The sequence below is a fragment of the Leifsonia sp. Ger2509 genome (assembly GCF_055231915.1).
The window spans coordinates 1,138,476-1,165,427 of sequence record NZ_JBUYVB010000003.1 but is presented as its reverse complement, the minus strand read 5'-3'; the positions used below and the strand labels follow the sequence as shown (position 1 = coordinate 1,165,427).

Here is a 26,952-nt window from a genome sequence, read left to right as displayed (position 1 = left end):
TGAAATCGGCTTCCATATATGAAACAATGGCCCGATGAGCACCACTGACCTCGCGGCCAAGGGCCGTGCCCGCATCGACTGGATCCGGTCCCGCATGCCGCTGCTGGCGCAGGCGCGCGAGCACTTCGCCGATTCCCGGCCCTTCGCGGGCCACCGTATCGGCATGTCGCTCCATCTCGAGCCAAAGACCGCCGTCCTGCTCGAAACCCTCGCTGCGGGCGGCGCCGAGATCGTGGCGACTGGCAACCACGGTTCCACCCAGGACGACACCGTCGCCGCCCTTCGCGCCGCCGGGATGACCGTGTTCGGCAGTCGCAGCGACACGCTCGACCAGCACGCCGTCAACATCCGCTCGGTCCTGGACGGTGCGCCGGACATCCTTCTCGACAACGGCGCCGACCTCGCCGCAGGAATCGTCGAGCGCGGCGCCCAGGCAACGATCATCGGCGGCACAGAGGAGACGACCTCCGGCGCAGACCGCCTTCGAAGCGAGCTGACCGGCGCGGTACCGTTCCCGGTCGTCGTCATCAACGACAGCCGGCTGAAGGCGATCGGCGAGAATCGCCACGCCGTCGGCCAGTCCATCGTCGAGAGCTTCATGCGCATCACCAACCTCATGGTGCCCGGACGCCACGTCGTGGTGGTCGGCTACGGGTGGTGCGGCCGGGGTATCGCTCAGTACTTCCGCGCGCTGGGCGCCCAGGTCGGCGTGGTCGAACTCGATGTGATGAAGGCGTTCGAGGCGGCACTCGACGGCTTCCGTGTGGCATCGCTCGGCGAGTTGGCGGGGTGGGCGGATGTCCTGATCACCGCGACGGGCCGCGAGCGCGTCGTGGGCTCCGAGGTCTTCGATCTGCTCCGCGACGACGTCGTCCTGGGCAATTCCGGCCACTTCCCGTGGGAGATCGACGTCGCGGCGCTCCGGGCCGACGCTGTCGGGATCGACCAGGTCGACGACGGCATCGAGCGCATCCATCGGCCGAACGGACGCCGAGTGGTCGTGCTGGCGGGCGGGCGGATGTTCAACCTCGCCGGCCGCGAACCGAAAGGCAATTCGCTCGAATCGATGGATCTGGGGTTCCTGCTGCAGGCGCTCTCCCTGGAGCGGGTGGCGACGGGCTCGTCTGATCTCGTACCCGGCGCGCAGCCGGTTCCCGACGACATCGAACGGTCGATCGCGGCGCGCTTCATCGCTGCGCTGGGCGCCTCGCGCTGATGCCGAGCTACGCCGTCCCTGCCCTCGACAAGGGCCTGGACATCCTCGAGCTCGTGGCCGGCCGGAACGACGGTCTCAGCCAGGCACAGATCGCCTCGGAGACAGGGCGCTCCGTCGGGGAGATCTTCCGGGTCCTCCAGACCCTCGAACGGCGCGGTTACCTGGTTCGCGACCCCGCTTCGGGCCTGTACTCGATGTCGCTCATGATGTTCGAACTCGCGCATCGGAATCCGCCGCTGCGGGGGCTGGTGCAGGCCGCCCTCGGGCCGATGCGGCGCCTGTCGGCGGACAGCGGCCAGACCTGCAACCTATCGGTGCTGGACGCGCGTCGGGTGCTCGTGATCGCGCAGGTGGAGAGTCCAGGGCCGTTCGGCTTCCAGGTGCGTGTCGGCGCCGACTTCCCGGTCGAGGGCACGGCGACCGGCGCGGTCCTGCTCGCGTCGGCGGGCGCTGAGCTGCAACGTGCCTATCTCGACGACCTTGCTTCGCGGGACCCTGAGATCGCGGAGCGCTTCGCAGCCGACGTGGCGGATGCGGCTGCTTCCGGTTTCGTATGCGAGCAGGGTCGTCAGCTCGTCGGGATCGTGGATGTCGTGTTCCCGATCGCCGGGACGAGCGGGTTTCCGGCGGCAGCTCTGACGGTCCCGTGCGCGACGACGAGCGACCCTGTAGTCGACGTCGACCGCATCGTGGAACTCGCGCGGGACAGTGCGGCCGAGATCTCGAGCGCCATCCGTCCACATCCGTGACGGATGGGGTTCATCGGAAGGCACGGCCCGATAGATTTGTCCTCATGAACACTGTGCCTGAGGAATTCCTGCTCGCCGGCGGTACGAGCATCACCGCGCTTCCGAAGGTGTCGCTCCACGATCACCTCGATGGCGGCCTGCGGCCCGCCACCATCATCGAGCTCGGCGACGCGATCGGCCTCGACCTTCCCGCCGACGATGCCCACGCGCTCGGCCAGTGGTTCGCCGAGCAGAGCAACTCCGGCTCACTCGTCGAATACCTCAAGACGTTCGACCTCACGACCGCGGTCATGCAGACGCGGGAGGGACTCGCGCGCGTGGCGCGGGAGTTCGTCCAGGACCTCGGCGCCGACGGCGTCGTCTACGGCGAGATCCGCTGGGCGCCTGAGCAGCACCTCAGCCGGGGGCTCACCCTCGACCAGGCCGTCGAGGCGGTACAGGAGGGTATCGAGGAGGGGATCGACGATGTCAACCAGACCGGTCGCGGCATCCGCGTCGGCCAGCTCGTCTCGGCGATGCGCCACACGAACCGGGCTTTCGAGATCGCGGAACTCGCCGTCCGTCACCGCGACCGCGGCGCCGTCGGCTTCGACATCGCGGGTCCAGAGGCGGGCTTCCCGGCCTCGAACCACCGGCGGGCGTTCGACTACCTCGCCGAGCACTTCTTCCCGACGACCGTGCACGCGGGCGAGGCAGACGGTCTCGAGAGCATCCGCAGTGCGATCCTCGACGGGCGGGCGCTCCGGCTCGGCCACGGTGTCCGGCTCGCCGAAGACATCGTGGTCGAACGCCAGGACGACGAGAACACCTACGTCTCGCTCGGAGCGCTTGCACAGTGGGTCAAAGACCGGGAGATCGCTCTCGAGACCAGCCCGTCGTCGAACCTCCAGACCGGTGCGATCGCCGCATGGGGCGACGACATCCTCGATCACCCGTTCGACCTGCTGTACCAGCTCGGCTTCCGGGTGACCGTCAACACCGACAACCGGCTGATGAGCGCGACGACCCTGAGCCGGGAGCTCGCATTGCTCGCGGACGCCTTCGACTACGACCTGACCGACCTCGAGGTCTTCCAGTTGAACGCTGCCGCATCGGCGTTCCTCCCCCTCGAGGATCGTGAAGAGCTGGCCGACATCATCACAGCCGGTTTCGAGGGTTCGTAGGCGGCCGGACGATACGCTTGGAGCATGCCGCTACCTCCCCTTCCCGATTCCGCGATCACTGTCGGAGCGCACGCTTCCGACTGGCGGGAGGCAGTGGAACTCGCCGGCGAGGCATTGGTTCGCTCCGGGGCGACGAAGCCCGGTTACGCGGCACGGATGATCCAGGTCATCGATGAATTCGGCGCCTACATCGTGATCGCGCCCGGACTCGCGCTTGCGCACGCTCGCCCGGGGCCGGATGTGCTGGCCGACGGGCTCTCGGTCGTCACCCTCGACGTCCCCGTGGTCTTCGGGCATCCGCACAACGACCCCGTCGGTGTCGTCATCGGGCTGGCGGTCGCGACACCGGATGCTCACGTGACGTCCGTCGCGGAACTTGCCAACATCTTCAACAATCCGGGAGCGATCCCGGCTCTCGCCGCTGCGGCCGACGTCGCCGAGGTCCAGAGCATCATGGCCGCGAGCGGTGAGGGGGCGGCGCGATGAAGATCGTTGCGATCTGCGGTGCCGGTGTCGGAACGTCCGCGATTCTCAAGGTGAACGCCGAGCGGGTGCTCGACCGCCTCGATATCGATGCCGATGTGACCGCATCGGATGTGGCGAACGTGCGCGTCGCCGCAGCGGACGCGCAGGTGATCCTGACATCACCCGAACTCATCGGCGCGATCGGCGAAACGAACGCCGACATCATCGTCATTGAGAACTTCTTCGACCTCGACGAGCTCGAAGCGAAGCTCGAATCAGCGCTGGGCTGACCGCAGCCGGCCGAACTTCGCGACCGGCCGCGTCAGCCTCTCACGCGAGGATTGCGCGCATCCCGCCAGCGAGTTCGGCGACCCGCGACTCGGCGGATGCACGGCGTTCCGCCGCCGTGCCCTGCTCGCTGGACGCGTCGATGTAGACCTTGAGCTTCGGTTCCGTCCCGCTCGGGCGCACCATAACGCGTGAGCCGTCGGCCAGCCAGATCCGGAGCACGTCGCTCGGCGGCAGCGCGTCGAACCCGTCCTTCAGGTCGTCGATCCTGCTGACCGCCACCCCACCGACCTCGGACGGGGGAGTCGCACGGAGTCTCGCCATGATTCGGTCGATGTCCGCGAGGCCGGTGACCCGCAGCGAGATCTGGTCGGATGCGAAATGCCCGAACCGCTCGCTGAACCGGTCGAGCTGGTCTCCGATCGTCAGACCGTCGGCGGCCAGGGACGAGGCCAGATCGAGGAATGCGACCGTCGCCGAGATCCCGTCCTTGTCGCGCACGATCTCCGGGTCGACCAGGTATCCGAGTGCCTCCTCGTAGCCGTAGATCAGCCCGGTCGCGCGGGAGACCCACTTGAATCCGGTGAGGGTGTCCTCGAAATCGAGCCCGTACGCCGCCGCGACGGCTTTGAGCGCGGGCGAGGAGACGATGGAGCAGGCGAGCGTTCCGTTCGGACCGCTGTCGGCGGGCGCATCCGCTTCGGCCAGTTCGGCCGCGCGCCAGCCGAGCAACGCGCCCACCTCATTGCCGGAGAGTCGCCGGTAACCGTCGGCGCTCGCAGGGTCAGGGATGGCGACGGCCAGGCGGTCCGCATCCGGGTCGTTGGCGATGACCAGTCCGACGCTCGCCTTCCGGGCGGTGGCGAACGAGAGGTCGAGCGCGCCGGGCTCCTCGGGGTTGGGGAATGCAACCGTCGGGAAGCGCGGGTCCGGCTCGATCTGCTCGGCGACGATGACCGGGCTGGAGAAGCCTGCACGTTCGAGGACCCGGGCGGCGGTCTCCCAGCCGACCCCGTGCATCGCGGTATAGACGTAGGAGACGTCGGCGCTCGGCGTCCGGGCGATCGCGGCGGTGGCCTCCACATACGCGTCGACCACGGATTCCGGGGCGATCTCGTACGCATCCGACCGGGGCAGCACCGTGATGGGTGCCGCTGCCACGCGAAGGATGTGCGCGGCGATGTCGGCGTCGGCCGGCGGGACGATCTGCGACCCGTCGTCGATTCCGCCGAGGTACACCTTGTAGCCGTTGTCGTTCGGCGGATTGTGGCTGGCGGTGACCATCACGCCGGCGCTCACGCCCAGGTGACGTACCGCGAACGCGAGCACGGGCGTCGGAAGAAGCCGTGGCAGCAGGATCGCCCGTACGCCGGCGCCCGCCATGAGCTCCGCCGTGTCCTGAGCGAAGATCGCCGAGTTCTTGCGTCCGTCGTAGCCGATGACGACGGATGGCGTCGTGTCCTCGGCGTGCTCGAGGAGATAGGCTGCGAGGCCCGCGGCCGCCTGGGCGACGAGCACACGGTTCATCCGATTGGGGCCGGCCGCGATCTCACCGCGGAGTCCCGCCGTCCCGAAGGCGAGACGGGCGTCGAAGCGGGCGTGCAGATCGTCGAGCGCAACCCCCGAGCCGCTCTCGGCCTCGATCACGAGGGATTCGAGCTCGGAACGGGTCTCAGGGTCGGGGTCCTGCGCCAGCCACGCGCGCGCAGCTTCGAGGACGTCGACCTGCCCGCCGCTCACAGTGCCCCCACGATCTTCGCGAGGAGAGCGCTGATCACCGGCTCGGCCTCACGGCCCGCGTCGATGACCTCCTGGTGGCTGAGCGGGGTCTTCTGGATGCCGGCGGCCAGGTTCGTGACCAGCGACATCCCGAGGATCTCCATTCCGGCCTGCCGCGCCGCGATCGCCTCGAGCGCGGTGGACATGCCCACGATGTGGCCGCCGATGACCTTCGCCATCTGCACCTCTGCCGGGGTCTCGTAGTGCGGTCCGCGGAACTGGCAGTAGACGCCGTCATCGAGCGTGGGGTCGATGCTCCGCGCGAGCGCTCTGAGCCGTGCCGAATAGAGGTCGGTGAGGTCGATGAACGTCGCACCCTCGAGCGGGGAATCGGCGGTGAGATTGATGTGGTCGCTGATCAGCACCGGGGTGCCGGGCTTCCAGTGCTCCTTGATACCGCCGGCGCCGTTCGTGAGGACCATCGTCGTCGCGCCCGTGGCGGCCGCGGTCCGCACGCTGTGCACGACCCGGCGTACGCCATGGCCCTCGTAGTAGTGCGTGCGTGCGCCGATGACAAGAGCGCGCTTGCCGCTGGGCAGCAGCACAGAACGCAGGGTCCCGACGTGCCCTTCGAGGGCCGGGGCGCCGAAACCGACGATCTCGGTCGCTGGGATCGTGGCGGTGGTCTCGCCGATGAGATCCGCCGCCTTGCCCCATCCGCTTCCGAGTGTCAGCGCGATGTCGTGGTGGTCGACGCCGGTCTTCTCGGCGATCGCCGCTGCGGCGCGACGAGCGACCTCGAACGGGTCGGCAGCGGGGTCGTCGAGCGGGTTCATGGTGGTGTCAGACATGGATCCACTCTATTGCGATCGCCGTTTCGCCCGGCGTGGTCAGGATGCGCTCATCGGTGCGGTTTGGCGGGCGTCCCACGGACGCGAGAGAATGGACACCATGGCCTACGAGTTCGAGCGCAAGCAGAGAATCGCCGTACTCGGGGGTGGTCCCGGCGGGTACGAAGCGGCACTCGCGGGAGCCCAGCTCGGCGCGGACGTCACGCTGGTCGAACGGGTCGGTGTGGGCGGCTCTGCCGTCATCACCGATGTTGTACCGTCCAAGACACTCATCGCGACGGCTGAGGCCACGAACGCCATCGGCGAGGCAGCCGATCTCGGTGTGCAGTTCTTTACCCGCGGCGAGTCCGGCAAGCCGGTCCGCCCTGAGATCGCCGTCAACCTCGCGGCCGTCAACAAACGGCTTCTCGGCCTGGCTCGCCAGCAGTCGGAGGACATGAAGTCCGAGCTCATCCGCGCGGGCGTCCGGCTGGTCACCGGCGAGGGCAGACTCGACGGTGCCGGCGCTGTGATCGTATCGACGGCCAAGGGCGACACCGGCACCGACTTCGACCGGATCGAGGCGGACACGATGGTGGTCTCTGTCGGTGCGAGCCCGCGCATCCTCCCCTCCGCGCAGCCGGACGGCGAGCGGATCCTCACCTGGACGCAGCTCTACGACCTCCCGGCAGTTCCCGAGCACCTGATCGTCGTCGGGTCCGGCGTGACCGGCGCCGAGTTCGCATCCGCGTACACGGCTCTCGGCTCCAAGGTGACCCTCATCTCCAGTCGCGACCAGGTGCTGCCCGGCGAAGACGCCGATGCCGCCCGCGTGATCGAGAACGTCTTCAAGCGCAACGGCATGACCGTTCTGTCGACGTCGCGGGCCGAGTCCGTCGTCCCCAACGAGGGGGGTGTCCTCGCGACCCTCTCCGACGGACGCACGGTGCAGGGCAGCCACTGCCTGATGGCGGTCGGCTCGATCCCGAACACAGCGGGAATCGGACTCGAGGAGGCGGGGGTGCAGCTGACCGCATCCGGCCACATCCGGGTCAATCGTGTCGCGCGCACCTCCATCCCGAACATCTACGCGGCCGGCGACTGCGCCGACCTCATGCCACTGGCATCGGTCGCCTCGATGCAGGGACGCACGGCGGTGTTCCACGCGATGGGCGACGCGGTCAACCCGTTCGAGCTGCGCAACGTGACCTCCAACATCTTCACGCAGCCCGAGATCGCCACGGTCGGCTGGAACCAGAAGCAGATCGAAGAGGGCATCGCCCAGGGTGACATCTACAAGCTGCCGCTCAAGTCGAACCCGCGCGCGAAGATGCTCGGCATCCGCGACGGTTTCGTGAAACTGTTCGCCCGTACCGGGTCGGGGACCGTCATCGGTGGAGTGATCGTCGCGCCGCGAGCGAGCGAGCTGATCTTCCCGCTGGCGCTCGCCGTGGAGCACCGCCTGACGGTCGACCAGGTCGCGCGGGCCTTCACCGTGTACCCGTCGCTGTCCGGCTCGATCTCCGAGGCCGCGCGAGCGATGCACATCGTCCTGTAGTTCCGGGGTCGCTCCGGCGCCCGGGCGAGGCCGGCCCCAGGATCGCCCGCCGGGTTTGCTCCGCGCCCGTGCGGGCCCAGGATCGCCCGCCGGGGTCGCTCCGCGCCCATGCGGCCCTTGGATCGCCCGCCGGGGTCGCTCCGCGCCCGTGCGGCCCCTGGACCGCCCGGCCCGCGTCGCCCGGCCGCAGCAATTCAGGATCTTTGTGGTCCGGGGACTCCGGATGCCGCCCCGGCAGGCCACTCGAGCCCGTAAACGCAGGCTTCGATCATACGGATTCCTGAATTCCTGACCGCGGTGCGCCGCAGACGTGCCCAGCGGTGCCACCGATCCGTTCACACTCGGCCCGATTAGCCCGTTATACGCAGGTCTGTCCTCACCGTGCGGCGGCGACGCGGCGTATCCCGCAGGCTGGCGGCGTGACGACTCTTCGCGAAGATGTTTCGCGCCGTGGGAACGTCGCCACGACGCGACAGCTTCGTTCCGACGGGCATAGCCCGCACGCACTCACCGCAGTCGTTCGCGAAGGCGCCCTTCACCGACTTCGCCAGGGATATTACGCGACCGACGACGCGACCTCCGCCCAGCGGATCGCTGTCTCCATCGGGGGAAGGCTCGCGTGCGTGAGTGCGGCTGCCACCTACGGACTCTGGGCCGGGGAGGATCCCCGAGTACATATCGCGCTTGCGCGCAACGCTTCACGATTGGGGTCGCCCGAGCCGGCCGAGGTCCCGGTGCAGCGCCATTGGCAGACGATATCGCCCGCGCCGGAATGCTGGCGGGTATCACTCGAAGATTGCCTCCGCGGGGTCGTCCGGTGCTGCGATGCGGAGACAGCCGTGGCGACATTGGACACCGCAATCGGCACGGGGCTCGTCGATCCCACCGTGATCGCACATATCTTTCGCGACGAGCCCGCGCGGATCCGTCTCATCGCGGCGCAGGCGCGGCCAGGATCGGATTCGGGGGTCGAGTCGATCGCACGACAGCGGCTCGAAAAGCGTGGTCTTCGGATCCGTCAGCAGGTCCGGCTAGCCGACGTGGGCCGGGTCGACATCGCCGTCGACGATGACCTGTTCGTCGAGATCGATGGCTTCGCGTTCCATTCGTCGGCCAGGAGCTTCGCACGGGACCGCCGGCGGGACGTGGCGTTCGTCCTCGGAGGTCACCGCCGACTCCGGTTCACGGCGCTCGATGTGCTCCGCCACTGGCCCTGGGTCGAGGGCTCCATCATTCGGGCACTCGAGCTCAGGTAGCCGGCGCGTGTTCAGGAATTCAGGAACCTGGGTGGCGCATGTGACGAATCGCCGCGTAGGGAACCCATAAGCTGCCTCTTTCGGTCACATGGGTCACATGTGTTCCTGAATTCCTGCGGCGATGCCGTCAGCTGATGTTGAGCAGCAGGTGGCCGGACGACACCGTCGCCCCGACCGTCGTGTTGATGCCCGAGACGGTGCCGTCCTTGTGCGCAGTCAGCGGCTGTTCCATCTTCATCGCCTCGAGTACGAGAACGAGGTCGCCCTTGACGACCTGGTCGCCGTTGTCGACGGCAAGCTTGACGACAGTCGCCTGCATCGGTGCCGTGATCGAGTCGCCGGTGGCCGTGTCGACCGCATGGGACCCGCCACGGCGGCGCGGTGCAGGCGTGTTCGCCGTGTCTGCGGCAGCGCCGGCGCCGGCGAGAAGCTTGCCCGGCAGGCTCACCTCGATGCGCTTTCCTTCCACCTCGACGACCACGCTGTGACGCTGCTGGTGCGGAGCGCCCGCGTCGATCGAACCGCTCCACGGCTCGATCTCGTTCTGGAACTCGGTTTCGATCCAGCGGGTGTAGATGGAGAACGGCTCGCCGTCCTGCGGCGCGAAGGCCGTGTCCCGCACGATCGCGCGATGGAAGGGGAGCACGGTCGGCAGCCCGGCGACCTCGAACTCGTCGAGTGCGCGACGCGAGCGCTCGAGCGCATCCTCGCGGGTGGCGCCGGTCACGATGAGCTTGGCGAGCAGCGAGTCGAACGAGCCGGAGATCACGTCGCCGGCCTGGACGCCGCTGTCGACGCGCACGCCGGGTCCACCGGCGGGCTTGAAGACATGGACGGGTCCGGGCGACGGGATGAATCCGCGGCCCGCGTCCTCACCGTTGATGCGGAATTCGAAGGAGTGGCCACGGGCGATCGGGTCGTCGTAGTCGAGCACTCCGCCTTCGGCGAGCCGGAACTGCTCGCGGACGAGGTCGATGCCGGTGACCTCTTCGGACACCGGATGCTCGACCTGGAGCCGGGTGTTCACCTCGAGGAACGAGACGGTCCCGTCTTTTCCGATCAGGAATTCGCAGGTGCCGGCGCCGAGGTAGCCGACCTCTTTGAGGATCGCCTTGGATGCGCGGTACAACTCCTCGGTCTGCGCTGCGGTGAGGAACGGTGCGGGTGCCTCCTCGACGAGCTTCTGGTGCCGGCGCTGCAGCGAGCAGTCGCGGGTGGAGACGACGACGACGTTGCCGTAGGCGTCCGCGAGGCACTGGGTCTCGACGTGGCGGGGCTGGTCGAGGTATTTCTCGACGAAGCACTCTCCGCGCCCGAAGGCGGCGACGGCTTCGCGGGTGGCCGATTCGAACAACTCGGCGACCTCTTCGCGGGTTCGTGCGACTTTGAGTCCGCGTCCGCCACCGCCGAAGGCGGCCTTGATCGCGACAGGAAGACCGTGCTGATCGACGAAGTCGAGGACCTCGGACGCGTCGGCAACAGGATTGAGCGTGCCGGGCGCGAGCGGCGCTCCGACCTTCTCGGCGACGTGACGGGCGGACACCTTGTCGCCGAGGCGTTCGATCGCTTCGGGGGACGGCCCGATCCAGGTCAGCCCTGCGCCGATCACGGCGCGGGCGAAGTCGGCGTTCTCGGCGAGGAACCCATAGCCGGGATGCACGGCGTCCGCCCCGGAGCGGCGAGCGACCGACAACAGCTTGTCGATGACGAGGTAGGTCTCCGCGCTGGTCGTGCCGTCGAGTGCGTACGCCTCGTCGGCGAGGCGCACGTGCACAGCGTCGCGATCCTGGTCGGCGTAGACGGCGACAGAGCCGATCCCGCTGTCCTTCGCTGCGCGGATGACCCGGACGGCGATTTCGCCCCGGTTGGCGATGAGGACCTTGGTTATGCGTGGCACAGTTCTCTAGCCTATTCGCCTCGCGCATCCCTATTTTGGCCGAACCAGACAAAAATGGGGCTCCGGTCGGTCGGAAAGCCTACAAAGCGCGGTTCCAGAGGCTCGGCCAGCTCACGCCCAGCTCCACGAAGAGCTCCCGCACGGTCGCAAGGGACAGGCCGACGACCGTGCTCGGGTCGCCGTCGATCCGCGCGATGAACGGGCCGCCGAGGCTGTCGACCGTGAACGATCCGGCGACTTCGAGCGGCTCCCCGGTGGCGATGTAGGCGTCGATCTCGTCGTCGGTGATGTCCGAGGCGAACGTCACGGTCGCCACAGCGGTCGCGCCGGTGGCCGCGTTCGTCCGTCCGCCGCGGTGGTCGATCAGCCAGTGCCCGGAGTGGAGGCGCCCGGTGTCGCCGCGCTGCGCGTGCCAGCGCTCCCGGGCGACCTCCGGCGTGTGCGGCTTGCCGTAGACGAAGCCGCCGATCTCGAAGGCCGAGTCGCCGCCGAGGATGAACCCGTCGATCGGTTCGCCGTCGACGAGCGAGCCCACGACCGCTTCGGCCTTCGCCTGCGCGAGGAGCTGAACCATCGCCGAGGCTCCGAGCGGACCGCTGACGGCCTCCGCGCGCTCGACGGCCGCGGGCTCGTCGACCTGCGAAGGAACGACGACCGGTTCTATGCCCGCAGCGCGCAGAAGCGCGAGCCGTGCGGGTGAGGTTGAGGCGAGGTAGAGGCGCATGTCTTCCTTCGTGCGCGGTGGCGCTGGGGTGTGGGATGCTCGACGGATGCCGCACAACCACGATGACCGCTCCGGCCGGGGTGGTGATGTCGAACTCGAGATTACCAACGTCGCGCACGGCGGAGTCTTCGTCGCCCGTTACGACGGCCGCGTCGTGTTCGTTCCCGACACGATGCCGGGGGAGCGCATCCGTGCTCGGATCACCGATACGACCCACGACCGGTTCTGGCGTGCGGAGACCCTGTCGGTGATCGAGGCCGCGCCGGAGAGGCAGCCCCACCTGTGGCAGGCGGCGTCGGTCGAGCGGCCGCCGTCGAGTCGCGCGGGGGGCGCCGAGTTCGGTCACATCCGCCTCGACCACCAGCGCGAGCTGAAGCGTCGCGTCATCGCGGATGCGCTCGAACGGATGGCGAAGATCGAGCGCGACATCACGGTCGAGCCCGCGGGTGCGGAGGTCGCAGGCGTCGAGCCCGAGACGCCGGACGGCTCCGGGTGGCGGACCCGGGTGCGCCTGCAGGTCGGCCCAGACGGATCATTCGGACCTTTCGCGGCCCGCTCGCACCAGGTCGTCGAGGTGGACGATCTTCCACTCGCGACGGAGCGGGTGGCCGACGCGACACCGTTCGGGCAACGGTTCGCCGGCGCGGAGTCGATCGATGTCGTCGCCACCGCCGGTGGGTTCGCCCATGTCCTCGTCAATGACGCCCCCGTGAAACGCGGACGGCGGATCGTCCGCCCCCGCCATCGCCCGATGCCAGTGCGCGAGATCGTCGGTGACCGGGAGTTCCAGCTCGACGCCCGCGGATTCTGGCAGGTGCACCGGCTCGCGGCAGCGACACTCACCGAGGCCGTGCAGTCCGCGGTCGACGAAGCGCTGTTCGATCCGCGCGCTGCCAACCTCGACCTGTACGGCGGCGTCGGGCTGCTGGCGGCTGCCCTCGGCGACCGCTTCGGCAGCACGGTGCGGATCACCTCGGTCGAGGGGGACGAGGCCGCCACGGACCACGCTGCGGAGAACCTCGCCGAGTGGATCGGAGCGAGCGCGGTCACCGAGCGCGTGGAGCGCTTCGTCACGACACTGGCGGCGGATGCGTCCCCGGCTGAGCGCTCGCGGCTGCGGGCAGCGACGGTCATCCTCGATCCGCCCCGGTCGGGCGCGGGCAGGGCCGTCGTCGACGCGATCGCCGACCTCTCGCCTGCGCAGATCGTCTACGTCGCCTGCGACCCCGTCGCATTGGCACGCGACCTCGCCACCTTCGCCGGTCACGGCTATGAGCTCGGAACCTTGCGGGCCTTCGACCTGTTCCCGAACACACACCATGTCGAAGCGGTGGCGATGTTGACGCGGTGACCGCGCCGTCCCGGGCGGCCCGGAGTTACCGCACTACGATGAACATCATGGTGAGGGTGGCAATCGTCGATGATCATGAGTCCGTGCGGCTCGGCTTGAAAGCAGCGTGTCAGGATGCCGGCTACGACGTCGTCCTCACGGCCGCGACCGTCGACGAGTTCGTCGCGGAACTCGGCGACCGGGAGTGCGAAGTGGTCGTGCTCGACCTCTCGCTGGGCGACGGTTCTCGCGTGACCGACAACGTGAAGCGGGTGCAGGGGACAGGCGCTGCCGTGCTCGTTCACAGCATCGCGGACCGGGTCGCCAGTGTTCGCGAAGCGCTCGCCGCGGGTGCGGCCGGTGTCATCCCGAAATCCTCCCCGACCACCACCGTGATGGCCGCGATCGCGACGGTCGCGAGCGGTGACGTGCTCAACAACCTCGAGTGGGCGACGGCGATCGACGCCGACAGCGATTTCGCGAAGGCGCAGCTCGGGCGACGCGAACGCGATGTGCTGCACCTCTACGCGTCCGGGCTCCCTCTGAAGGCCGTGGCCGCCCAGCTCGGCATCGCGAATTCGACGGCGCGCGAGTACCTCGACCGCATCCGCGTGAAGTACGTGGAGGTGGGGCGTCCCGCACCGACGAAGGTCGACCTGCTTCGACGGGCGGTCGAGGACGGCATCCTCCCCGGGCTCGACCCCGACACCGGCAATGAGCGCAACTAGCTCGCCGGCGCGCTCGCTTCCGGCGGCGAATCAGCCGCGCAACCCGATCAGCCGGGCGAGGTTCGAGCGCATCGCGGGACGCAGCGTCTCGGCGTTCGGCCTCGTGTTCGGTCTGCAGACCTTCCCGGTCGCGATCGCCCAGCTTCCGGCACTGAAGGAGCCATGGGGGATGGTGTGGGTCGTCCTCGTCTTCGGCTTGCTCGCCGTGATCCCGATCCTCGCCATCGCGCAGGTCTTCGTGAAGGTCGCGATGGGCACGCTGGCCGTCGTCTACCTGCTCAGCGTCGTCACCTGGCCGCTGCTGGCTGTGGACCCGAATGCGATCGGCCAGAAGCCGTGGGTCTGGTTCCTCTGCACGGTCGCGACAGCCTATGCCGCTGTCGCTTTTCCGCTGTGGCTGGCCACGGCGTACACGTTCGTCACTCCGATCGCCTACGGCATCATCCGCGCCCTCCCCTCCGGTGGTGGGGTGGGAGCGGAGATCGCCGGTCTCGACTCGGTGTACGCGCTCATCCTCGGAGGCGTGATCCTCGTGATCATCGCCATGCTCCGCCAGGCGGCCTCGGCCGTCGACGCGGCGCAGAGCGCGGCGCTCGCCCGCTATGCGACCGCCGTGCGGCAGCATGCAACGGAGGTCGAGCGCGTGCAGGTCGACGCGATCGTGCACGACAGTGTGCTGACCACACTGCTGTCGGCCGCGAGTGCCCGGACACCGGAGGCCAAGGCGCTCGCCGCGCGCATGGCATCGGACGCGATCGGCCATCTCCATGCCGCCGAGGCGGCCGATCCGGAAGACCAGTCGCTGGTCGGGCTCGATCGTCTCAGCGACCGGATCGTGGCCGCAGCGGCCGCCTTCTCGTCGCCGTTCACCATCGACGTGCGCGATGTCGAGGTGCACACCGTCCCGGTCCACGTCGCAGAGGCGGTGTACTCGGCCTCCGTGCAGGCGATGGTGAACAGCATGCAGCACGCCGGAGGTCCGGGGGTTCCGCGTTCGCTCGAGATCCTGGGCGGCGGACCTCTCGCGACGGTCCAGATCACCGTGCGCGACGAAGGCGCCGGTTTCGACCAGAACGACGTGCCCGCTGAACGTCTCGGTCTCCGCGTCTCGATCCGGGAGCGGCTGTCGAAGGTGGGCGGACTCGCCCGCATCGCTTCCCGGCCGGGTGAGGGGACGACGGTGACGATCATGTGGCCCGCATCCGATGATGACGACGCCGATGCGCGGAATGCCGCCGGCGATGCGCAGGACACCATCGACGCCGGAAGCGGCGGTTCGGAGGTCGCCTCGTGATCACTCTTCCCCGCGCGATGTTCCTCGGCCTGGGCGCGCTCTTCTCGGCCTACCACCTGTTCCTGGCGCTGTCGTCGCTCTCGATTCCGCACAATGCCGGGCCGACGATCACAGCCATGGTGTTGTACGGCGTCGCGACGGTCATCAGCCTGTGGCCGACGAGCCCGACCCGCATGCCGGTGTGGCTGGCCGCCTTCGACCTCGCCGTCTGTGTCGCGGTGCCGATCCTGGTGACCAGCCAGCTCGATCCGACGAAGGACAACGGCTACGCGACCTGGTACGTCGCCGCTGTCGGAACGCTGATGACGATCACGGCGGTGCGTCGTCAGCAGCTGGCGGCCTGGATCGGTGTGGGCTTCCTCGCCGTGCAGACGGTCATCTGGGCCGGCTTCCCGGCCCTCGCCGGCCTCGGCGTGATCGGCAGCGTCGTCTGGGTCGGGATCGCGGTGGTCATCTCCGGTTCGCTGGCCAAAGCGGGCCGGGATGCGCTGCAGTTCGCGCGCGCGGAGCGGGAGGCCACCGAGTGGCAGGCGGCGCAGGAGGCGCACGTCATGGAGCGGCAACTGCGGCTGCGCCAGACCTACCGGGTGGCGGCCCCCATGCTCGCGGAGATCGTGCGAAGGAACGGTGACCTGACCGAGGCCGAGCGCAGGGAATGCCGCTACCTCGAGGGCGCCATCCGCGACGAGATCCGTGGTCGCAAGCTGCTCAACGACGACGTCCGCCGCCAGGTGATGGATGCACGCCGTCGCGGTGTCGTCGTCAGCCTCCTGGATGAGGGCGGGATCGACGATCTCGATGAGCCGGCTCTGGATGTCGTGCTCGGCCGGCTCGCGGACGCCATCCGTGGCACGACGACGGACAAGCTGATCGTGCGCACGGTGCCGCGCTCATCCAAGACCGCCGTCACGGTCGTGGGGCTGCGGATGTCCGATGACGACGCCAACGCGCTCGGCTCGGATGCGACGGACGACGAAGTGGACCTCTGGCTGGAGATTCCGAGACCGTTCGTCGACGCCTGATCGTCCGCCGGCTCGGAGGGCGTGACCAACCGGGGGGATGAGGTCCAAGGCGCATGAAAAAGGGCCGGCTGATCAGCCGGCCCTTTTTCGAAGACCCCGAGTCAGGGCGACAACCCGAATATCGCCCTGACTCGCCCCCAAAACACTCGCCCGCTTACCCTAGTCGGCGAGTGATTGGCGGTGTAACTCACGAGGAGAGACACCTAGCAATAACAATATTGACCTGTTCCATAGAAGTATCAAAGTCGTCATTTTGGGGGACAGGTGGGGGACACTTCACTCTTCGCCTCGCGTCATTGTCCGCGGAATCACGCTTGACCCGCAAGAGGGGGGTCCCAAACCGGGGCGCATGTGGGGTACACGCGCCGGGGGCAGACGCGGCGTCCTGTCAGCCGGCGAAACTCCGCCAGGCGCCGTAACCGGGACTGAGCGGGGCGCGGAGAGAGCGCTGGCTGCGCTCCCACGCGCTCTGACCTCTGCGCGAGCGCACAGCACGATCGGCGGCGTGCTCGACGATCGCGGCGGTCAGCACCGCCGTCACCGCAGCGACCTCGTCGGGCGTGACAGTGCGCGTCACGAACGTAAGGTCCGTTCCGGCGTCGCCATCGCTCATCGCCCGGCTCCCTTCCTGCCCGCGATCACAGCGGGATGTTCCCGTGCTTCTTGGGCGGCATGGATGCGCGCTTCGTGCGCAGCGCCCTGAGGGCCTTGATCACGGCCACGCGGGTCGCCGCAGGCTCGATCACGCCGTCGAGCTCACCGCGCTCGGCCGCCAGGAACGGGCTGGCCACGTTGTAGGTGTATTCGTTGGCGAGCTTGGTGCGAACGGCTGCGACATCCTCGCCCGCTTCCTCCGCGCGCTTGATCTCACCGCGGTAGAGGATGTTGACCGCACCCTGGCCGCCCATGACAGCGATCTCCGCAGTCGGCCAGGCGTAGTTGAGGTCGGCGCCGAGCTGCTTGGAGCCCATCACGATGTACGCGCCCCCGTAGGCCTTGCGCGTGATGATCGTGACGAGCGGCACGGTCGCCTCGGCGTACGCGTAGAGCAGCTTCGCGCCGCGACGGATGACGCCCGTCCACTCCTGGTCGGTGCCGGGCAGGTACCCGGGAACATCGACGAGGGTCAGGATCGGGATGGAGAACGCGTCGCAGAAGCGCACGAAGCGCGAGGCCTTCTCACCCGCGTCGATGTTGAGTGTGCCGGCCATCGCGCTCGGCTGGTTCGCCACGATGCCGACAGAACGGCCTTCGACACGGGCGAAGCCGATCACGATGTTCGGCGCGAAGAGCGGCTGGATCTCGAGGAAGTCGCCGTCGTCGACGATGTGCTCGATCACCGACTTGACGTCGTACGGCTGGTTGGGGGAGTCGGGGATGATCGTGTTCAGCTTGCGGTCGGCATCGGTCACCTCGAGCTCCGCGCTCGACTCGTACACGGGGAGCTCGGCCAGGTTGTTGTCTGGCAGGAAGCCGAGAAGCGTCCGTGCGTAGTCGAGCGCATCCTCCTCGTCGCTTGCGAGGTAGTGGCTGACGCCGGAGATCTTGTTGTGGGTGAGCGCGCCGCCCAACTCCTCGAAACCGACGTCTTCGCCGGTGACGGTCTTGATCACGTCCGGACCGGTGACGAACATGTGGCTCGACTTGTCGACCATGATGACGAAGTCGGTGAGCGCGGGCGAGTACACGGCGCCGCCGGCGGCGGGTCCCATCACGATGGAGATCTGGGGGATGACACCGGACGCCGCGGTGTTGCGGCGGAAGATCTCGCCATACTTGCCCAGGGCGACCACACCCTCCTGGATGCGCGCGCCGCCGGAGTCGAGGATGCCGATCATCGGCACGCCGGTCTTGAGGGCGTGGTCCATGACCTTGATGATCTTCTCGCCGGCGACCTCGCCGAGGGAGCCGCCGAAGATCGTGAAGTCCTGGCTGAAGACAGCGACGTTGCGACCGTGGATGGTGCCGACGCCGGTGACCACCGCATCGCCGTACGGCCGCTTGTTCTCCATGCCGAAGGCGTGGGTGCGGTGGCGGACGAACTCGTCGAACTCGACGAACGAGCCCTGGTCGAGCAGCAGGTCGATGCGCTCGCGGGCGGTCATTTTGCCTTTGGCGTGCTGCTTCTCGATCGCAGAGAGCCCGCTGGCGGTCACGGCTTCGTGATAGCGGTCCTTGAGGTCGGCGAGTTTGCCGGCCGTGGTAGAGAGGTCGGCGCGTGGTTCGGTGTCGGTCACGCCGTTCACTCTACCGGCCAGAGGATGGGCGATGCCGTTGAGGAATACCTACAAGATCGGGTGGTTTCGCTGGTCGACCTGCAGCAGACTTGAGCCATGGAGTTCCCTCTCAGCCGCGCCGAAGCATCCGTTCTCGAGATCCTGCCGGAGGCGGGGTCCACGAACGACGAGCTCGTGCGCCGGGCGACCGGGGCCGCGTCGTCGGACTGGCCCGACGTGTCCGTCGTCGCGACCGGGAACCAGACCCACGGCCGGGGGCGACTGGGGCGCAGCTGGGTGGCCCCCGCTGGCAAGTCGCTGGCCGTCTCCGTCCTGCTCCGACCGCGCACGGCCGACGGCGCGGCGCTGCCGGCGGACAGCCTCGGATGGTTCCCCCTGCTGGCGGGACTCGCGATGACCCGCGCCCTTCGCGCTGTCGTGCCGTCCGGCGTCGACCTGAAGTGGCCGAACGACGTGCTCGTGGGGGATCGCAAGGTCTGCGGCATCCTTTCCGAGCTCCTCCCCGATCTGTCCGGGATCGTGATCGGGGCCGGACTCAACCTCACCCTCGAGCCCGACGAGCTCCCTGTGGAGACCGCGACCTCGCTCGCGATCGCCGGGGCGAGCGACACGGATGCGGACAGGCTGCTCGCGTCCTATCTGCGCGAACTCGTCGCGCTCTACCGTCCCTTCGTCGCCGAGCGTGGAGACGCGGCGGCCAGCGGCCTGCAGGAGGCCGTCGCCGAGGCGTGCGGCACCGTCGGCCGCTCCGTCCGCGTCGAGCTGCCCTCCGGCGACCGTCTCACGGGGACCGCGACCGGCATCGACGCAGACGGACGGCTGCTCGTCGACGCGAATGCCGGCATCTCGGCTGTCGCCGCCGGCGATGTGACCCACCTGCGGTATTAATAGCTCATGAGCAACACGGCGGGGACTGCGGCGGCACCGCCTCCCGAACGCATCGTGGCGCGCCTGCGCCCGCATGCACGGGCCCTCTTCTGGCCGAGTCTCGTGCTCATCGCGACCTGCGGCGCCCTCGGCTACTACGGCGGCCAGTTCACCGAAGTGTGGGAGAACGTGCTGCTCTACAGCTCCGCCGCCGCGATCGTGCTCCTGCTCTTCCTGCTGCCGCTCGCGTTCTGGCTCAGCAAGCGATACACGATCACGACGCGGCGCATCATCCTGAGGCACGGGTTCTTCGTGCGGGTGCGGCAGGAGCTGCTCCACAGCCGCGGTTACGACATCAGTGTGCGGCGCAGCTGGCTGCAGAGCGCATTCCGCTCAGGGGATGTGCGGATCAACTCCGGGCTGGAGAAGCCGGTCGTCCTGCAGGACGTGCCGAAGGCCGACCTGGTGCAGAGTGCCCTCCACGACCTGATGGAGCACTCGCAGAACGTCATCTCGACGCGCCGCCAGCAGGACGAATCAGCTGTCCCCGACCAGACCGCCATCTGGGGTACCCGGTAGCGCAGCCGAGGCAGCGAGCTCAGTGCCGGTCGTGGACCGGCCGCGGTCGGGCGAGAACACCCACCAGCGGTAGAGCGCGAACCGGAAGAGCATTCCGAGCGCGAGTCCGACGCCGTTGATCGCGATGTTGTCGGCGACGAGAGATGTGAAGCCGAGAACATAGTGGGAGACCCACACGCAGAGCAGAGGGATGCCCATGCCGGCGAGGCTGACGAGGAAGAACTCGATGCCCTCGCGCACGGTATTCGCCTGGCGCTGACCGGAGAAGGCCCAGAAGCGGTTGCCGATCCAGTTCGTCACGATCGCAAGGAACGTCGCGATCACCGTCGCGTAGATGGTCCCGTGGTGCACGCCTTGGAAGACCGTCAGCATCAGGCCGTTGAAGACGACGAGGTTGACGACGAAGCCGACTGCACCGACCGCGCCGAACTTCACCAGCTGCGGAAAGAGCCGCGCGGCGCGTGGTGCTTCGGTCGGAGCCTCGGTTTGCTGTTCAGGCATACGTTCGATCTTGTTCATGGGCGAAGATAGACATGCGCTGGCGAGCTTACGCGAGATTCAGGAGGGGTATCTGGGAGTTTCCCAGCCCGTCGCTGAGGGTTCTCAGAGACGTAACCGCGCCGGGGGACGACGAAAACGAGTAGGAGAGATCGGGCGAATGGTTCGGGACACGGTTGGTGTGATCGGCGGCGGACAGCTTGCGAGGATGATGATCCCGCCCGCGATCGAACTGGGGATCACGATCAAGGTCCTCGAGGAGGCGCCCGGGATGTCGGCCGAGCTCGCTGCCACCGGCGTCGGCGACTACCGCGACCTCGACACGGTCATCGCTTTCGCGGAGACAGTGGATGTGGTGACCTTCGACCACGAGCACGTCCCGACGGCCATCCTGCGCGAGCTCGTGGCGCGCGGGATCCCCGTGCATCCGGGGCCGGATGCGCTGCTCGTCGCGCAGGACAAACTCCATATGCGCGCCAGGCTGACCGAGCTCGGGCTGCCCGTCCCCGAGTGGGCGGCCATCGAGAGCGCCGACGACCTCGGCGCCTTCCTCGACGCGCACGGCGGACGTGCTGTCGTGAAGACCGCGCGTGGCGGTTACGACGGCAAGGGCGTCCGCGTCGTCTCCGAACCGCACAGTGTCGACGACTGGTTCGTGGCGCTCGCCGAGGACGGCCGAGGGGGCGCGCTGCTCGTCGAAGAGCTCGTCCTGTTCCGGAGGGAGCTCGCACAGCTGGTCGCCAGGCGTCCGTCCGGTGAGGTGGCCGTCTGGCCGGTCGTCGAGACGATCCAGCGCGACGGCGTCTGCGCGGAGGTGATCGCCCCTGCGCCCCAGTCCGCCGGCCGGATCGCCGACCTGGCCGCAGACATCGCGACCGCCGTGGCGACCGGTCTCGGAGTCACCGGCGTGCTGGCCGTCGAGCTCTTCGAGACCTCGGACGGCAGGCTTCTCGTCAATGAGCTGGCGATGCGGCCGCACAACAGCGGCCACTGGTCGATCGAAGGATCGACCACGAGCCAGTTCGAGCAGCACCTCCGCGCAGTCCTCGACCTTCCGCTCGGGGCGACCGGCAGGCGCGACGAGTGGTCGGTCATGGTGAACATCCTCGGGGGACCGGCCGAGGGCACTCTCCAGGAGCGCTACCCGGCCGCGCTGTCCGCGCATCCCCTCGTCAAGTTCCACGGCTACGGCAAGGAACCGCGACCGGGTCGCAAGGTGGGTCACGTCACCGCGTGCGGCGACGACCTCGACGAGGTCGCCTACCAGGCGCGGAGTGCGGCGGCGTTCTTCACGGGCTGATCCGCAGCATCGCCGGGCGCCATCCGGAGCCAGCGCGTTTCGCAGCGGGTTCTTTCAGGACTCCCGAATACCATGGAACCCATGCCCAGCGTCAATTCCCTTCGGCCTCGTGTCGCCGTCGTCATGGGGTCCGACTCGGACTGGACGGTCATGCAGGACGCCTCTGCAGTGCTCGCGGAGTTCGGCGTCGACCACGAGGTCGAGGTCGTCTCAGCCCACCGCACGCCGGAGAAGATGATCGCTTTCGGCAAGAGCGCGGCAGACCGGGGGATCAAGGTGATCATCGCCGGCGCCGGGGGAGCTGCCCACCTGCCCGGGATGCTCGCGTCGGTGACGACGCTTCCTGTCGTCGGTGTGCCGGTCCCGCTCTCGCGCCTCGACGGGCTGGACTCGCTCCTGTCGATCGTGCAGATGCCCGCCGGCGTGCCGGTCGCCACCGTCTCCATCGGAGGAGCGAAGAACGCCGGCCTCATCGCCATCAAGATCCTCGCCACCGCCGATGACGCCCTCACAGCGAAGCTCGCCACCTACGCCGACGAGCTCGCGGCCCTGGTCGAGCAGAAGAACGCAGACCTCAAAGCGAGAATATGACCGTAGCAAGCCCTCTCCGGTACCCGGACGCCGCATCCGCGAAGGTCATGACCAAGCGGGCGTGGTGGCTCGTCGTGCTGAACGTGCTGCTGCCCGGATCGGCCCAGATCCTGGCCGGCAACCGTCGTCTCGGTCGCGTCGGCATCGTCGCGACCCTGACGCTGTGGGCGCTGCTCATCCTGGCCCTCGTGGTCTACCTGCTCTGGCCGACCGTGATCTACACGCTCTTCACCCAGACGCTGAGTCTCTGGATCGCACAGCTCGCGATGTTCGCCTACGTCGTGCTGTGGGTGATCCTCACGCTCGACACCCTCCGGCTCGCGCGGCTGGTGAAGACCGCCCCGAGCGCCCGGGCATGGATCGCCGCATTCTCGGTCGTTCTGCTGGTCGGCATCGCCGGCACGGCGGGCTACGGCGCGTTCGTCGCCGGCTCCGCGCGCGGCGCGCTGGGTGACATCTTCTCGGCCGGTCCGTCGGCGCCGCCCGTCGACGGACGGTACAACATCATGCTCCTCGGCGGCGACGCCGGTCCCGACCGTCAGGGGATGCGACCGGACAGCATGTCGGTGGTGAGCGTCGATGCGGCGACGGGCCGGGCCGTGACGATCGGCCTGCCGCGAAACCTCGACCCGGTTCCCTTCCCGGCGTCTTCTCCGCTCCACACGCTCTATCCCGACGGCTACGGCTACCAGGACCACTGCGATGTCGACGTCTGCCAGCTGAACTCGATCTACACCGAGGTGTCGCTGTACAAACCGCAGCTCTACCCGACGGCGACCAAGCACAACAGCGATCCGGGGATCGAAGCGATGCGGGATGCGCTCGAGGGTGCGCTCGGCATCACGATCCAGTACTACGTCCTGATCGACATGCAGGGATTCGCCGATCTGGTGGATGCACTGGGCGGCGTGGACATCACGGTCACGCAGAAGCTTCCGATCGGCGGCGACGAGAACCTGAAGGGCGTGGTCTCGTGGATCGAACCCGGCAAGCAGCACATGAGCGGTTACACCGCCCAGTGGTACGCCCGGTCGCGGCACGGCACCAGCGACTACGACCGCATGGCACGCCAGCGCCAGTTGCAGGATGCGATTCTCAAGCAGATGAACCCGGTGAACGTGGTGACGAAGTTCCAGGACATCGCCAAAGCCGGTACCCAGGTGATGAAGACCGATATTCCGCAGTCGATGCTGGGCTATTTCGTGGACCTCGGCCTGAAGACCCGCAAACTCCCTGTTCAGCAGGTAGAACTCGTGCCTCCGACGATCGATCCGCAGAATCCGGACTACACGCAGATCCACCAATTGGTGAAGGCGGCGCTCGCTCCGAAGACTGCTACCCCCGCTCCCTGAGGGAATCAACCCCCTCAGCGCGATTCCCAGATGACCCCCAAAAGGGTCACAGGGGGTCTTAAGGCCGCCTTCGTACACTGAGTCGTCTATGTCGAGCACACAAAGCAAGACTCAGATCACAAGCAGCCGCCTCGGAGCGCTGGACGGCCTCAGGGGGCTTGCCGCCCTCGTCGTGGTGCTGCACCACACGATGCTGCTGAACGCGAACTTCCCCGGGTCGCCCGGAGAGGGGAACGTCCAGACGGGCTCACCTCTCTGGTGGATGAGCTACACCCCGCTCAAGCTGGCAACCGCCGGCTGGGAGTCGGTCATCGTCTTCTTCGTGCTCTCGGGCCTCGTCGTCACGCTGCCGGTGGTCAAACGAGCGGGCTTCGACTGGATCGCGTACTACCCGCGCCGCGTGATGCGACTGATGATCCCGGTCGTCGGGGCCGTGGTCGTCGCTGCGGCGTTCGTGATCGCGATCCCGCAGCGCTCGACGCAGCCGTCGGGCACCTGGCTGACCAACTCGAGTACACCCAACTTCACGTGGGAGTACGTCGTGAAGGCCTGGGACCTCGTCGGCGGCGACGGTCACATCGACAACCCGCTGTGGTCGCTCCGCTGGGAGATCCTGTTCTCGCTGGCCCTGCCGGTGTTCGTCATCCTCGCGCTGTCGCTGCGCAAATGGTGGATCGCCGGCGTGGCGGCGGCGGTCGTGGTCACCTGGCTGGGCGTGCGCGCGGGATCCGGCGCCTTCAGCTTCTTCCCCGCCTTCTTCGTCGGCGCCGTCCTGGCAGTGCGGCTGGGTGCAGTGCGCGTCTTCGCCGGTCACGTGAACCGCTTCGCAGTGCGTCACCTCATCTGGCTCGCCATCACGATCGGAGCCGCGATACTCCTCATCGCGCCCTGGCTCTTCGGTGCGGGCACCGGGCCCGAGCTGACCCCGGCACTTCGCGCGCTTGCACCGCTCGCAGCTGCGGGGCTGGTGGTCGCCGCGATCGGGTGGAAGCCGTTCGCCGGGCTGCTGTCCTCGCGACCCTTCGCCTTCGCAGGGCGTATCTCGTTCAGCCTCTACCTGGTCCACGTGCCGATCCTGATCTTCAGCGCGTACCTGCTCGCCGGTCAGCCGCTGTACGTCGTCGCGCTCGTGGGAATCCCCATCTCCATCCTCGTCGCCGTGGGATTCACCTGGCTGGTCGAGGCGCGCAGCCACCAGTGGGCACGGGCGGTCGGGGCGTGGGCGTCAGCGCGCTACGCCGCGGCGTTCCGCTCGCAGGCACCGGCCGCAGACCCTGCCGACGGCACTACAGATCGGCGTGAAGCTGCCACAGCCGCTCAGCGGAGTCCCGCCAGCTGAATGCTCGCGCACGATCCGAGGAATGCACGGCCAGCCTCCCGCGCAGTTCGCCGTCCTCGAGCACCGAGCCGACCGCTGATGCGATGCGTTCCGCGTAGGTCCCCGCTCCGTCGCGTTCGACGCTGAGACCCGCTCCCCCCGACACCTCGAGGATGGCCGGGTCGTCGGAGTGGATGACCGGCGTGCCGAAATGGAAGGCCTCGACGATCGGCAGGCCGAAACCCTCGGCCCGGCTCGGGAACACGAAGATCGTCGCACGGTCGAGGACCACGGCCAGGTCCGCGTCGCTGAGGTGGCCGAGAATGCGGACGCGGCCCTCGGGGAGGCCCGCTGCCGCGGCGACGCCGGTGGCGCTGCCTTCGCCGAAGCGGTCGGGACCGGCGATGAGCAGGGGGAGGTCGTGGAGCTCGGGAAGTGCCATGGCCCTGATGAGATCCGCGACGCCCTTGCGCGGAGCGATCGAGCCCATCGTGAAGATGAAGTACTCGGGCAGTTCCATGCGCGCAGCGCGCGCGTCCGCATCGACCGGAAGCTCGAGCGTGGATGCGGGGGCTCCGCCGATGACGCGCACCCGGTCTCCGAAATCGATGAACTCAGTGAGCTGCTGGGCGACGGCATGGGTGGGGACGACGATCGCGTCCGCGTGCTTCTTCGCCCGCTTCGCCATCGATTTGTGCCACAGCACGCTGGTAGTGCTCATCGACTCCGGTGAGCTCCAGGGGAGGACATCGTGGATCGTGACGGTGGTCTGGTCGCCTTCGTTCAGGCGATCGTGCTTGCCGAGCGGCGCGAAAAGGCTCGGCGAATGGAGCATGCCGCGCCCTCCGGTCAGCGAGATGCCGGACTGCCAGGCGAGCGAGAGCTCACGATGCGGAAGGGGGAGCCGGGTGATCCCTGCGATCCCCGGCAGACGGGCCGCGAGGTCGTCCATGGTCTGCTGCGGGAAGCCCGACGCAACCCCCTGGACGTCGCAGTCCGCCGGGGCGACCGCGATGAGCTGCCGGGTCAGTTCTTCTGCGTAACGGCCGATTCCACCGGGAGAGTCGGCGACGAGTTCGTCAACGACCACTCTCAGGGTTGTCATGCTGCTCCAAGACTCCGTGACGGGCGGCATCCGCCAGCGCTTCGTTCCAATCGCGCATCGGCTCGAGTCCGATGGCGTTCCAGGCCGCGTGACCGAGAACCGAGAACGAGGGTCGAGGTGCAGGCCGGACGAATCGGGAACTGTCGGTCGGTGTGACCCTATCAGGGTTCAATCCGGCGGCGCTGAAGACGGCCTTCGCGAAGCCGTACCAGGTCGTCTCGCCGGAATTCGTGCCGTGGTAGACGCCGGCCGGGGCGTCCGCGTCGAGCATCGTCACGATCCGCTCGGCGAGGTCGCCGGTCCACGTGGGCTGCCCGAGCTGGTCATCGACGACCGAGACCGTCTCGTTGGTCGCAGCGAGGCGGATCATCGTCCGCGCGAAGTTGGGTCCTCCTGCACCATACAGCCACGCCGTGCGGACGACGAAGGTGCCGTCGGGATGCGCAGCGATCGCCAGTTGCTCACCGGCCGCCTTCGTGCGCCCGTAGGCGTTGATGGGGTCGCGGGGAGCATCCTCCGCGTACGGCACGGTCGCCGTGCCGTCGAACACGTAGTCGGTGGAGAGCGTGACGAGCCTCGAGCCCGTCTCGGCCGCAGCAATGGCGAGATTCTGCGGGCCGATCGCATTCACGGCATACGCCACGTCCTCGTGGGACTCGGCGTCATCGACCTTCGTGTATGCGGCTGCATTGATGATGACGTCGTGACCGCTCACGGCCTCCCGGACCGCGGCCAGGTCGGTGACATCGAGCTGCGAGCGCGTCAGGGCCGTGACCTCGCGGCCGGCGAGGATTCGCTGCAGGTCGGCTCCCAGCATCCCTCCCGCCCCGGTGACGAGATAGCGGCCCGTGCGTATCGCGGGCATG

General features: G+C 68.2%; 26 protein-coding genes. 17 read left to right on the top strand and 9 right to left on the bottom strand.

What is annotated here, in order from left to right; all coding sequences use genetic code 11:
* The first annotated feature begins 34 nt into the window (after positions 1-34).
* Genes ACV7NN_RS05870 through ACV7NN_RS05850 form a run of 5 tightly spaced genes read left to right on the top strand, consistent with a single transcriptional unit; the run spans position 35 to position 3,883 of the window.
* Positions 35-1,216, top strand: coding sequence for an adenosylhomocysteinase (locus ACV7NN_RS05870; protein ID WP_463348641.1), 1,182 nt, complete (start codon positions 35-37; stop codon positions 1,214-1,216).
* Positions 1,216-1,965 (top strand): IclR family transcriptional regulator, encoded by a 750-nt coding sequence (locus ACV7NN_RS05865; RefSeq protein WP_463348640.1) that lies wholly within the window; start codon positions 1,216-1,218, stop codon positions 1,963-1,965. Before ACV7NN_RS05870 ends, ACV7NN_RS05865 begins: the two co-directional genes overlap by 1 nt.
* 44 nt (positions 1,966-2,009) lie before the next feature.
* Positions 2,010-3,128 carry an adenosine deaminase gene (locus ACV7NN_RS05860; protein WP_463348639.1) on the top strand — a complete coding sequence of 373 codons (1,119 nt, stop codon included), beginning with the start codon at positions 2,010-2,012 and terminating at the stop codon, positions 3,126-3,128.
* 24 nt (positions 3,129-3,152) lie between these two features.
* Positions 3,153-3,614 carry a PTS sugar transporter subunit IIA gene (locus tag ACV7NN_RS05855; RefSeq protein WP_463348638.1) on the top strand — a complete coding sequence of 154 codons (462 nt, stop codon included), beginning with the start codon at positions 3,153-3,155 and terminating at the stop codon, positions 3,612-3,614.
* Positions 3,611-3,883, top strand: coding sequence for a PTS sugar transporter subunit IIB (locus ACV7NN_RS05850; protein WP_463348637.1), 273 nt, complete (start codon positions 3,611-3,613; stop codon positions 3,881-3,883). The genes ACV7NN_RS05855 and ACV7NN_RS05850 overlap by 4 nt, the downstream gene beginning before the upstream one ends.
* Before the next feature lie 40 nt (positions 3,884-3,923).
* Here ACV7NN_RS05850 and ACV7NN_RS05845 read toward each other — a convergent pair whose 3' ends face one another.
* On the bottom strand, positions 3,924-5,621 hold the full coding sequence (locus ACV7NN_RS05845; RefSeq protein ID WP_463348636.1) for a phospho-sugar mutase: 1,698 nt from the start codon (positions 5,619-5,621) through the stop codon (positions 3,924-3,926).
* Positions 5,618-6,451, bottom strand: a complete 834-nt coding sequence (locus ACV7NN_RS05840) for a purine-nucleoside phosphorylase (protein WP_463348635.1) — start codon at positions 6,449-6,451, stop codon at positions 5,618-5,620. Before ACV7NN_RS05840 ends, ACV7NN_RS05845 begins: the two co-directional genes overlap by 4 nt.
* 100 nt (positions 6,452-6,551) lie before the next feature.
* Between ACV7NN_RS05840 and ACV7NN_RS05835 the strand changes: the two genes are divergently transcribed.
* Both ACV7NN_RS05835 and ACV7NN_RS05830 read left to right on the top strand, forming a co-directional pair.
* Complete coding sequence (locus ACV7NN_RS05835; protein ID WP_463348634.1) at positions 6,552-7,988, top strand: NAD(P)H-quinone dehydrogenase; 1,437 nt, start codon at positions 6,552-6,554, stop codon at positions 7,986-7,988.
* A gap of 839 nt (positions 7,989-8,827) precedes the next feature.
* Positions 8,828-9,244 carry an endonuclease domain-containing protein gene (locus ACV7NN_RS05830; protein ID WP_463348633.1) on the top strand — a complete coding sequence of 139 codons (417 nt, stop codon included), beginning with the start codon at positions 8,828-8,830 and terminating at the stop codon, positions 9,242-9,244.
* Positions 9,245-9,371: 127 nt separating this feature from the next.
* On the opposite strand, the gene ACV7NN_RS05825 is transcribed toward ACV7NN_RS05830, so the two are convergent.
* Positions 9,372-11,141, bottom strand: coding sequence for an acetyl/propionyl/methylcrotonyl-CoA carboxylase subunit alpha (locus tag ACV7NN_RS05825; protein ID WP_463348632.1), 1,770 nt, complete (start codon positions 11,139-11,141; stop codon positions 9,372-9,374).
* A 79-nt stretch (positions 11,142-11,220) separates the two neighbouring features.
* Entirely contained in the window at positions 11,221-11,865 is a 645-nt protein-coding gene (locus ACV7NN_RS05820; protein WP_463348631.1) for a Maf family protein, read from the bottom strand.
* Between the two features lie 46 nt (positions 11,866-11,911).
* Between ACV7NN_RS05820 and ACV7NN_RS05815 the strand changes: the two genes are divergently transcribed.
* From ACV7NN_RS05815 to ACV7NN_RS05800, 4 genes are read left to right on the top strand one after another with little or no spacing between them, the layout of a single operon-like run.
* A complete protein-coding gene (locus ACV7NN_RS05815) occupies positions 11,912-13,216 on the top strand; it encodes a class I SAM-dependent RNA methyltransferase (protein ID WP_463351244.1) in 1,305 nt (434 codons plus the stop codon).
* A 47-nt stretch (positions 13,217-13,263) separates the two neighbouring features.
* The gene (locus ACV7NN_RS05810) at positions 13,264-13,923 is read left to right on the top strand and encodes a response regulator transcription factor (RefSeq protein WP_463348630.1); all 660 of its coding nucleotides are present in this window, start codon (positions 13,264-13,266) and stop codon (positions 13,921-13,923) included.
* Positions 13,910-15,217 carry a sensor histidine kinase gene (locus tag ACV7NN_RS05805; RefSeq protein WP_463348629.1) on the top strand — a complete coding sequence of 436 codons (1,308 nt, stop codon included), beginning with the start codon at positions 13,910-13,912 and terminating at the stop codon, positions 15,215-15,217. Before ACV7NN_RS05810 ends, ACV7NN_RS05805 begins: the two co-directional genes overlap by 14 nt.
* Complete coding sequence (locus ACV7NN_RS05800; protein WP_463348628.1) at positions 15,214-16,239, top strand: hypothetical protein; 1,026 nt, start codon at positions 15,214-15,216, stop codon at positions 16,237-16,239. The genes ACV7NN_RS05805 and ACV7NN_RS05800 overlap by 4 nt, the downstream gene beginning before the upstream one ends.
* Before the next feature lie 388 nt (positions 16,240-16,627).
* Here ACV7NN_RS05800 and ACV7NN_RS05795 read toward each other — a convergent pair whose 3' ends face one another.
* Positions 16,628-16,852 (bottom strand): acyl-CoA carboxylase epsilon subunit, encoded by a 225-nt coding sequence (locus tag ACV7NN_RS05795; RefSeq protein WP_463348627.1) that lies wholly within the window; start codon positions 16,850-16,852, stop codon positions 16,628-16,630.
* A 25-nt stretch (positions 16,853-16,877) separates the two neighbouring features.
* The gene (locus ACV7NN_RS05790) at positions 16,878-18,485 is read right to left on the bottom strand and encodes an acyl-CoA carboxylase subunit beta (RefSeq protein ID WP_463348626.1); all 1,608 of its coding nucleotides are present in this window, start codon (positions 18,483-18,485) and stop codon (positions 16,878-16,880) included.
* Between the two features lie 87 nt (positions 18,486-18,572).
* Here ACV7NN_RS05790 and ACV7NN_RS05785 point away from each other — a divergent pair, with 87 nt between their 5' ends.
* Together ACV7NN_RS05785 and ACV7NN_RS05780 are read left to right on the top strand one after the other, a co-directional pair.
* Positions 18,573-19,364 carry a biotin--[acetyl-CoA-carboxylase] ligase gene (locus ACV7NN_RS05785; RefSeq protein WP_463348625.1) on the top strand — a complete coding sequence of 264 codons (792 nt, stop codon included), beginning with the start codon at positions 18,573-18,575 and terminating at the stop codon, positions 19,362-19,364.
* Positions 19,365-19,370: 6 nt separating this feature from the next.
* Positions 19,371-19,922, top strand: a complete 552-nt coding sequence (locus ACV7NN_RS05780) for a PH domain-containing protein (RefSeq protein ID WP_463348624.1) — start codon at positions 19,371-19,373, stop codon at positions 19,920-19,922.
* Here ACV7NN_RS05780 and ACV7NN_RS05775 read toward each other — a convergent pair.
* Entirely contained in the window at positions 19,881-20,423 is a 543-nt protein-coding gene (locus ACV7NN_RS05775) for a GtrA family protein (RefSeq protein ID WP_463348623.1), read from the bottom strand. The genes ACV7NN_RS05780 and ACV7NN_RS05775 overlap by 42 nt on opposite strands.
* A gap of 157 nt (positions 20,424-20,580) precedes the next feature.
* Here ACV7NN_RS05775 and ACV7NN_RS05770 point away from each other — a divergent pair, with 157 nt between their 5' ends.
* The 4 genes from ACV7NN_RS05770 (at position 20,581) to ACV7NN_RS05755 (ending at position 25,002) form a co-directional block, all read left to right on the top strand.
* Positions 20,581-21,720: a 5-(carboxyamino)imidazole ribonucleotide synthase gene (locus ACV7NN_RS05770; protein WP_463348622.1), complete on the top strand. Its 1,140-nt coding sequence runs from the start codon at positions 20,581-20,583 to the stop codon at positions 21,718-21,720.
* An 81-nt stretch (positions 21,721-21,801) separates the two neighbouring features.
* Positions 21,802-22,311, top strand: a complete 510-nt coding sequence (gene purE, locus ACV7NN_RS05765; protein WP_463348621.1) for a 5-(carboxyamino)imidazole ribonucleotide mutase — start codon at positions 21,802-21,804, stop codon at positions 22,309-22,311.
* The gene (locus tag ACV7NN_RS05760; protein WP_463348620.1) at positions 22,308-23,663 is read left to right on the top strand and encodes an LCP family protein; all 1,356 of its coding nucleotides are present in this window, start codon (positions 22,308-22,310) and stop codon (positions 23,661-23,663) included. The genes purE and ACV7NN_RS05760 overlap by 4 nt, the downstream gene beginning before the upstream one ends.
* An 88-nt stretch (positions 23,664-23,751) precedes the next feature.
* Complete coding sequence (locus tag ACV7NN_RS05755) at positions 23,752-25,002, top strand: acyltransferase family protein (RefSeq protein ID WP_463348619.1); 1,251 nt, start codon at positions 23,752-23,754, stop codon at positions 25,000-25,002.
* On the opposite strand, the gene ACV7NN_RS05750 is transcribed toward ACV7NN_RS05755, so the two are convergent.
* Together ACV7NN_RS05750 and rfbD are read right to left on the bottom strand one after the other, a co-directional pair.
* Positions 24,950-26,086, bottom strand: coding sequence for a glycosyltransferase family 4 protein (locus ACV7NN_RS05750; protein WP_463348618.1), 1,137 nt, complete (start codon positions 26,084-26,086; stop codon positions 24,950-24,952). The genes ACV7NN_RS05755 and ACV7NN_RS05750 overlap by 53 nt on opposite strands.
* On the bottom strand, positions 26,061-26,951 hold the full coding sequence (gene rfbD / locus ACV7NN_RS05745) for a dTDP-4-dehydrorhamnose reductase (RefSeq protein ID WP_463348617.1): 891 nt from the start codon (positions 26,949-26,951) through the stop codon (positions 26,061-26,063). The genes ACV7NN_RS05750 and rfbD overlap by 26 nt, the downstream gene beginning before the upstream one ends.
* Between the last annotated feature and the right edge of the window lies 1 nt (position 26,952).